Source organism: Agathobaculum sp. (assembly GCF_022775115.1).
Lineage (GTDB): Bacteria > Bacillota > Clostridia > Oscillospirales > Butyricicoccaceae > Agathobaculum.
This window is the reverse complement of record NZ_JALFLA010000023.1, coordinates 23,020-31,400: the sequence shown is the minus strand read 5'-3', so window position 1 is coordinate 31,400 and position 8,381 is coordinate 23,020. Positions and strand designations below refer to the sequence as shown.

The 8,381-nt window shown below is 62.3% G+C and carries 5 protein-coding genes and 1 tRNA gene; 4 read left to right on the top strand and 2 right to left on the bottom strand.

What is annotated here, in order from left to right; genetic code table 11:
* Window positions 1–52: 52 nt before the first annotated feature.
* Window positions 53–128, bottom strand: a tRNA-Asn gene (locus MR935_RS03495).
* Between the two features lie 159 nt (window positions 129–287).
* Window positions 288–1,463 (bottom strand): iron-containing alcohol dehydrogenase, encoded by a 1,176-nt coding sequence (locus MR935_RS03490; RefSeq protein WP_290571093.1) that lies wholly within the window; start codon window positions 1,461–1,463, stop codon window positions 288–290.
* Window positions 1,464–1,599: 136 nt separating this feature from the next.
* On the opposite strand from MR935_RS03490, the gene MR935_RS03485 reads away from it, so the two are divergent.
* The 4 genes from MR935_RS03485 to mfd all read left to right on the top strand — a co-directional run bounded on the left by MR935_RS03485 (window position 1,600) and on the right by mfd (window position 8,141).
* Entirely contained in the window at window positions 1,600–2,460 is an 861-nt protein-coding gene (locus tag MR935_RS03485; RefSeq protein WP_290571092.1) for a putative ABC transporter permease, read from the top strand.
* 184 nt (window positions 2,461–2,644) lie between these two features.
* The gene (locus MR935_RS03480) at window positions 2,645–3,880 is read left to right on the top strand and encodes a cysteine desulfurase family protein (protein ID WP_290571090.1); all 1,236 of its coding nucleotides are present in this window, start codon (window positions 2,645–2,647) and stop codon (window positions 3,878–3,880) included.
* 58 nt (window positions 3,881–3,938) lie between these two features.
* The gene (nifU, locus tag MR935_RS03475; RefSeq protein ID WP_290571088.1) at window positions 3,939–4,394 is read left to right on the top strand and encodes a Fe-S cluster assembly scaffold protein NifU; all 456 of its coding nucleotides are present in this window, start codon (window positions 3,939–3,941) and stop codon (window positions 4,392–4,394) included.
* A gap of 270 nt (window positions 4,395–4,664) precedes the next feature.
* On the top strand, window positions 4,665–8,141 hold the full coding sequence (gene mfd, locus MR935_RS03470) for a transcription-repair coupling factor (protein ID WP_290571086.1): 3,477 nt from the start codon (window positions 4,665–4,667) through the stop codon (window positions 8,139–8,141).
* The last annotated feature ends 240 nt before the right edge of the window (window positions 8,142–8,381 follow it).

The following is an 8,381-nucleotide window of genomic DNA, read 5'->3' as shown; positions in this document are numbered from 1 at the left end:
CGGCACGCGGTTTTGGAGACCGCTGCTCTACCAGCTGAGCTATACCCCTGTGTGGCTCCTCAAGTTGGACTCGAACCAACGACCCTGCGGTTAACAGCCGCATGCTCTACCGACTGAGCTATTGAGGAATATGGATAGCTTATATAGTATAGCGCGCGCGCCCCGCTTTGTCAAGAGGGGAATAATATAAAAATAAGAAATCGCCGATGCGCTTGCCGGGCGCTATGGCAAGACAGCACACAGGCGCGTGGGGACGGTGAGCACCCCCGCGCGCCCGCTTCTGCATGTTACTCCGCCAGCCGGTAGATGGCCTTGATGGCCGTCTCGTCGAGCGGCATATAGCTCTTTACCGGGCCGCCGACCGTGCGCACGGTGTTCGCCGCCAGCGTGTCGTAATCCGCTGGGCAGATGCCAAGCTCGGCCATGTGTACAGGCATACCGATCTCCGCGAAAAAGCGCTTCATGGTCAGTATGCCCTCGTGCGCGGTGCGCGCGGGGTTTGCAAAGTCCATCTCCACGCCGAAAACGCGGTGGGCAAGCTGGGCAAAGCGCGGGATATCGTGCTCCATCACATACTGCGCCCATGCCGGGAACAGTACGGACAGCCCCGCGCCGTGGGCGATCTCGTCCCGGAAGGCCGAAAGCTCATGCTCGAGCTTATGCACAGGGAAAAGGCGCAGGCGTCCCGCGCCGGTGTAATCGTTATGCGATATGCTGCCCGCCCACATCAGCGTGGCACGCGCCTCGTAGTCGCACGGGTCGGCAAGGGCACGGCGTCCCGCGTCGCGCGTGGCGATCAGCACGCCCTCAGCGATGCGGTCGGTGATGTCGCTCTCGCCGCCGTCGGTCAGGTAGCGCTCAAGCGTGTGCATCATGATATCCACAATGCCGCAGCCGGTCTGGAAAGGCGAAACGGAAAAGGTGTTCTCCGGGTTGAGAAAGCTGATACGCGGGCGGTTGGTCTGGCTGGTAATGCCGCACTTCTGGTGAGTCTCTTCGTTGGTCAGCACGCAGGAGTTGCTGGTCTCTGAGCCCGAGGCCGACAGCGTCAGCACCGTGCCGACGGGCATCGTGGCCTCGGGCGCGGTGCCCGTTGCGGCGAATTCCCACGGGTCGCGGCCGGTGCCAAGCCCCATGCCGATGCCCTTGGCCGAGTCCAGCACCGAGCCGCCGCCGACGGCAAGGATGAAGTCCACATTTTCGCGCTTTGCAAGCGCAATGCCCTCGCGCACGAGCGACAGCTTGGGATTGGGCGACACGCCGCCCAGCTCGACATAGGTCAGTCCTGCGCCGGTCAGGCTCTGCTCGACCTTGTCCAGCAGGCCGCTGCGCCGGACGCTGCCGCCACCAAAGTGCACGAGCACCCGGGACGCGCCGAGTGCGCGCAGCTTGGGGCCGATATCCTTTTCGATATCCCGGCCAAAGACGACCTCGGTCGTCGTGTGGAGTGTAAAGTTCAGCATATGTAACCAGCCTCCTGTTTGATTCATAGAAATGGGATAGCTATATTATAGCCACACCCTTGCCAAAAGTCAAAAAATTCGCTAATATAAATGAGGCATAGCATTGCCGGACAGAGACAGAAAGGAGAGGGGCGCATTGTACTCCTATTCCGCGGCCGAGTGGCTGCTGGTGTTTTATCTGTATTGCTTTTTGGGCTGGTGCTTTGAATCGGCCGTCGTGTCGGTGCAGCAGCGCCGGTTTGTCAACCGGGGTTTTCTGCGTGGGCCGATGCTGCCGATCTACGGCTTTGGCGCGACTTTGCTGCTGCATATCGCGCTGCCGCTGCACGCGCACCCGGTCTGGCTGTTTTTTGCCAGCATGGTGGCTGCAACCGTGTTTGAATACATCGTCGGCGTGGTGATGGAGCGACTGTTCAAGATAAAATATTGGGATTATTCTGAGCACCGCTTTCAGTTTCGCGGCTATATCTGCCTGCAATCGTCGGTTTGCTGGGGCGTAATGGGTCTGCTGCTGACGTGGGTCATCCATCCGCCGGTGGAGGCGCTGGTCGTCGGCCTGCCGTTTGTGCTGCTGCTCGTGCTGGATGTGCTGCTCTCGGCGGCGTTCGTGTCGGATGTGGTCGTATCCGTGCGTGCCGCGCTCGATCTGGCAAAGCTGCTCGAGGAGCTGGACAGGCTGCGCGAGCAGGGCGTGGTGCTGCGCAGGCAGTTGTCTGAGACCGCGCTGGTCAAGCTGACCCGTCTGTCCTACCGTGTGGACGAGGCGCGCGGCGAGTGGACAGAGCGTGTGGACGATACCCGTGAGCAGCTGGCCGGGGCCAAGGAGCAGATATTGGCGTGCATAGACGAGGTGCAGCGCCGCTTCGACGAGCAGGTCGCCGCCCTCAAGCGCACGCGCAAAAGTATGCTGCGCGGCAACCCGACGGCGCATTCCGCCCGGTATGACGATGTGCTTCAGCGGCTGAAAAAACGGGTCGATCCGCATAACAAGGGGTGAAACTGCGCAAAATTCACAAAATGATGCAAATGCACCCATTGCGCGCCCGCGCTTTTGGTGCGTATTTCGCTTGCTAAACTGCGCGCTGCGGGTGTATATTAATAGTACCGTTGAACCTACTGGTTTACAGGGTATCGGCGGGTAAAAAATAGGGAATCCTTTTGGCAAGAAAGGCAGATATAAAATGAAACGATTTGTTTATGCGGACAACGCGGCGACCACGCCGCTGTCCGACACCGCTTTTGAAGCCATGAAGCCGTGGCTGACCGAGTTTTACGGCAATCCGTCCTCGCTTTACCGCATCGGCCGGCAGGCCAAGGAGGCGCTCAACGAGGCGCGCGAGACCGTTGGCAAATGCCTGAACGCAGCCGAGCCGGTCAACGTTGCAAACGACTATAAGCCGGGCGAGATCGTGTTCACCGGCGGCGGCTCGCAGGCAGACAATCTGGCCATCCGCGGCTTTATGCACGGCCCGGGCGCAAAGGGCCGCAAGCACATCATCACCTCTAAAATCGAGCACCACGCCGTGCTGTACACCTGCGAAGCGCTGGAAAAGGAGGGCTTTCGCGTTACCTATCTCGATGTGGACAAGCAAGGCCATGTCGATCTGGAGCAGCTGAAAAACGAGCTGAGCGAGGACACCGCGCTCGTCACCATCATGGCGGCGAACAATGAAATCGGCACCATCCAGCCGATCGCGGAGATCGCGGCGCTCGCGCACGCGGCCGGCGCGGTGTTCCACACCGACGCGGTGCAGGCGGTCGGCCATATGCACATCGACGTGCAGGCTATGGGGATCGACATGCTCTCGCTCTCCGCGCACAAGTTCCGCGGCCCGCGCGGCGTGGGTGTGCTGTATGTCAAAAAGGGCGTTGCACTCGCGCCGCTGATTTACGGCGGCGGACAGGAGCGCGGCCTGATTTCGGGCACGGAGAACACCGCCGGGTGCATCGGCCTTGCAGCGGCGCTCAAGGAAGCCGTCGAGGGGCTGGATGAGAAGATGGCCTATGTTAAAAAGCTCAACGACCGTCTGGTCGAGGGCATCATGAAGATCCCGTACACACACTATACCGGCGACCCGGTAAACCGCCTGCCCGGCACGGCCTCGTTCGTGTTCGAGGCGATCGAGGGCGAGGGTCTGCTCCTCCGGCTGGACAGCGAGGGCGTCTGCGGCTCGACCGGCTCGGCCTGCTCGACCGGCTCGCTTGACCCCAGCCATGTACTGATGGCGATCGGCCTGCCGCATGAGATCGCGCACGGCTCGCTCCGCCTGACGCTGGGCGAGCAGAACACCGAGGAGGATGTCGATTATATCATCGAAGCGGTCACTAAGGTCGTAGCCGGCCTGCGCGCGCTCAGCCCGGTATGGGAGAACGGCAAGCCCAACCTGACGGCGGCGAGCAACCTGCACGCGCACTAAGACGCGGGCGGCTCGTGTTAGGATACAACTGATTGAATGATAAAAGGAGCTTATTTCTATGCAATACACAGATAAAGTGTTCGACCACTTCAGCAATCCGCGCAACGTGGGTGAGATCGAGGATGCAAACGGCGTCGGTGAGGTGGGCAACGCCAAGTGCGGCGACATCATGAAAATTTACCTCAAGGTGTCGGACGACGGCGTGATCGAGGACGTTAAGTTCAAGACCTTTGGCTGCGGCGCGGCGATCGCCACCAGCTCGATGGCGACCGAGATGGTCAAGGGCAAGACGCTGGAGGAGGCGCTCAAGCTGACCAACAAGGCCGTGGCCGAGGCGCTGGACGGCCTGCCGCCGGTCAAGATGCACTGTTCGGTGCTGGCCGAGGAGGCGCTACGCAGCGCCATCGCGGATTATTACAAGCGCATGGGCAAGGATCCCACCGAGATCCTCGGCTGCGATATGGATTGCGCAGCGTGCCACCACGATCATGACCATGTCCATGACGAATTTTAAGCACAGCATCAGCTAACACCTTTACGCATAGAATAAGGGCAGATTGCAAAATCTGCCCTTATTGGTGCGTTTGGGCGGGTTGGTGCAAGGGAGGGGGGCGCAGCGCGTGGGGGATGGTCTGGAAGAGCGACGAACCCCTGCCTCGGGGCTGCAATACCTGCCGCAGCGTCACCCCGGCCGCGACGGGGTGTGCCCGCGGGCGCGAACACTCGTGGGCAGATTGCAAAATCTGCCCTTATCAGCGTTTTCCACACGGAACGGAGCACAGGGATGACTGAGATAACGAAAAGTATAACATACCTAAAAGAATACAAAGAGTTAAAGGCTGCACTGCTCGCTGGTAAAACGCCCGTGCTGGGGGTCGGCCTGTCGGCTATTCACAAGGCGCATCTGGCCGCCGCGCTCGGCATGGAGCTGGGGCGCACGGTCTGCGTGCTGACCGACGACGACGCGGCGGCTGTCCGCTTTGCGGCCGATCTGCACGGCTTTTCCGAAAAGCCGGTGCTGCAGCTGCCCGCCCGCGAGCTGGTCATGGCCGATGTGGTGGGCGTGTCGCGTGGTTACGAGCAAAAGCGCCTTGCCGTGCTGGATGAGCTGGCAAAGGCGCCGTTCGTCGTGGCTTCGGTGCAGGCGGCGCTGCAGCGCACTCTGCCGCCCGACGCGCTGCGGCGCGCGGCCGTGACGCTGGCGGTGGGTGAGTCCGCGCCGCTGGATGAATTGACGCAAAAGCTGCTGTGCGCGGGCTATGAGCGGTGCGCGCAGGTCGAGGGCGCGGGACAGTTTTCTGTGCGCGGCGGTATTCTGGACGTATACCCGCCCCAGGCCGCGCATCCGTACCGCGTGGAGTTTTGGGACGATGAGATCGATTCACTCTCGACCTTTGACGTGGGCAGCCAGCGGCGGCTGGAGTCCGTGCAGACGCTGCGCTGCCTGCCCTGTATGGAGGCTCTGCCTCATCTGGCTGCGCAGGGCGCGGAGGGGTTGGCCGCGGCGGTCGAGGCAACGCTTCAGACCCGCCGCAAAAAGCACGCCGATCTTGCGGCCAATATCGCACGGGATGCCGAACGTCTGCGCGAGACTGGCGGCCTGCCCGCAGCGGATAAATACCTGCCGCTCATCTATCCCGCGCTGACCACCGCGCTGGATTATCTGCCCGAAAACGCGCTGCTGCTGATCGAGGATACACCGCGCCTGCGTGACGCGGCGCGCGATTTTGCCGCCCGCATTGCGGACGACGTGACCGCGCTGCTCGAGCGGGGTGAGCTGCCGCCCGGACTGGATGAGTACGCACTGGATTTTGCCGGCCTGTGCGCATGCGGGCGGCCAATCGTGCGGCTGGACAGCTTTTTGAACCAGATACCCGAGCTTGCGCCCGCGCATCTGGAAAATTTCGTCGCTAACCAGATGAACGCCTACGGCGGCAACTTAGATATGGCTGCCGCCGATATCCGCGCCTATACCCAGCAGGGGCGCGCGGTGGCCGTCGTGTGCGGAAGCGAGCTGCGCTGCCGGAATATGCTCGACGCGCTGACCGACGCTGGACTGAAGGCCACGATCGGCGACCGGCTGCCCAAGGGCGGCTGTGTGACGGTGCTGGAGGGTATGCTCTCGGCAGGCTTTGAGTATCCCGACCTCGGCTTGGTCGTGATGACCGAGGGGCAGGTACTCGCGCGGCGCAGAAAAACGCAGGTCAAGCGTTCGAGCCGCGATCGCGTCAAGTCCTACACCGATTTGACCCCGGGCGACCTCGTTGTGCATGAGCACCACGGCATCGGCCGGTTCATCGGCATGGAGCGCATGACGGTGGACGGTGCGGCGCGCGATTTTGTCAAGATCGCGTTTGCGGGCACGGATTTCCTGTATGTGCCCGCGACCTCGCTCGACCTGATTTCCAAATATATTGGCGGCGGCGAGCCGGACAAGGTGCGCCTGAACAAGCTCGGCGGTACCGACTGGTCGCGCGCCAAAACGCGCGCCAAGGCCGCGGCCAAGGAGCTGGCCGAGGGACTGATTCGGCTGTATGCCGAGCGCGCCAAGGTCAAGGGCTATGCCTTTCCGGCGGATGATGAATGGCAGCGCGAGTTTGAGGATGCTTTCCCCTATGAGGAGACCGAGGATCAGCTGCGCTGCATCGCTGAGATCAAGGCGGATATGGAGTCCGACCGGCCGATGGACCGCCTGCTGTGCGGCGACGTCGGCTTTGGCAAAACCGAGGTCGCGCTGCGCGCCGTGATGAAGTGCGTGCTCGCGGGCAAGCAGGCGGCCATCCTCGTGCCGACGACCGTGCTGGCACGCCAGCACTACCTGACCGCGTTGCAGCGCTTTCAGGGGCATCCGCTGACCATCGAGCTGCTCACGCGCTATAAGACCGGGTCGGAGCAGACAGCGATTCTGAAAAAGCTCGAGGCCGGCTCGATCGATCTGGTGATCGGCACGCACAAGCTGTTCAATAAGAAGATCAAATTCAAGGATCTCGGCCTGCTTGTGGTGGACGAGGAGCAGCGCTTTGGCGTGTCCCATAAGGAGACGCTCAAGGAGCTTTCCAAAACGGTGGACGTGCTGACGCTGTCGGCCACCCCGATCCCGCGCACGCTCAACATGGCGCTGTCCGGCATCCGCGATATGTCATCCATCGAGGAGCCGCCGCTCGACCGCCATCCGGTGCAGACCTTTGTGCTCGAGCAGAACGACGGCGTGCTGCTCGACGCAATTCGCCGCGAGCTTGCGCGCGGCGGGCAGGTGTATTACCTACACAACCGCGTGGAGAGCATCGCACGCTGCGCCGCCCTGTGGCAGCAGCGGCTGCCCGATGCGCACATTGGCGTTGTCCACGGCAAAATGACGCAAAAGGAGATCGCCGCGGCGATGAACGCCATGGCCGACGGCGAAACCGATATTCTGGTGTGCACGACCATCATCGAGACCGGCATCGACATCCCGAACGCCAACACGCTCATCATCGAGCATGCGGACAACATGGGGCTTGCCCAGCTGCACCAGATACGCGGCCGCGTCGGTCGCTCGTCGCGCCATGCTTACGCCTATCTGTGCTACCGGCGGGGCAAGGCGCTGTCGGAGATCGCGCAAAAGCGCCTGTCGGCCATCCGCGAGTACGCGGCGTTTGGCTCGGGCTTTAAGATCGCCATGCGCGACCTTGAGATACGCGGCGCGGGCAACGTGCTCGGGCCGGAGCAGTCAGGCCATATGATGAGCGTGGGCTATGACCTGTATCTCAAGCTGCTCGAGGAGGCCGTGCAGGAGGAAAAGGGCGAAACGCCGCGTCCGCGCGTCGATTGCGCGGCCGAGCTGCTGGTATCGGCCAACCTGCCGTCCGACTATGTGCCGGATACGGGGCAGCGCGTCGATCTGTACCGCCGCATCGCGCTCATCCGCACGGATGGGCAGCGAAGCGACATGCTCGACGAGCTGATCGACCGCTTCGGCGAGCCGCCGCAGGCCGCGCTCGCCCTGCTGGATATTGCGCTGCTGCGCAGCCGGGCGAGCGAGCAGGGCATCAGCGAGATCAAGCAGGCAGACGGCCGGCTGCTGCTGACCTTTGCGGACACCGACTTTGCGCGGCTGTCCATGTTGTGCGGAGAGGAGGCTTTCCGCGGGCGGCTGCTGCTTAATGCGGGCGCAACACCCTATCTGTCGCTGCGGCTGAACAAGAACGAAACCGCGCTGCAGATGGCGCAGACGCTGGTGGAAAAGTACGCCGCGGCGGCAAAAGGCGCGCCCGTTGCTTGACTTTTCCGCGCGCTGTGGTATACTGGATACAATAGTAGAATGGCAGGTATGCGATGAAGCGGAAAGAGTAACCGCAAGCCGGCGCGGATAAGAGAGAGGCCCCATTGGCTGAAAGGGCTTTGCGCGCGGCGCGGCCAAAGTGCGTCCGCTGAGTATCGGGGTCAAACGCCCCGCGGGACGCGCCCGTTACAGCGGCACGAGCGATAAATCGGAGTGGAACCGCGTAATCTACGCCTCCCG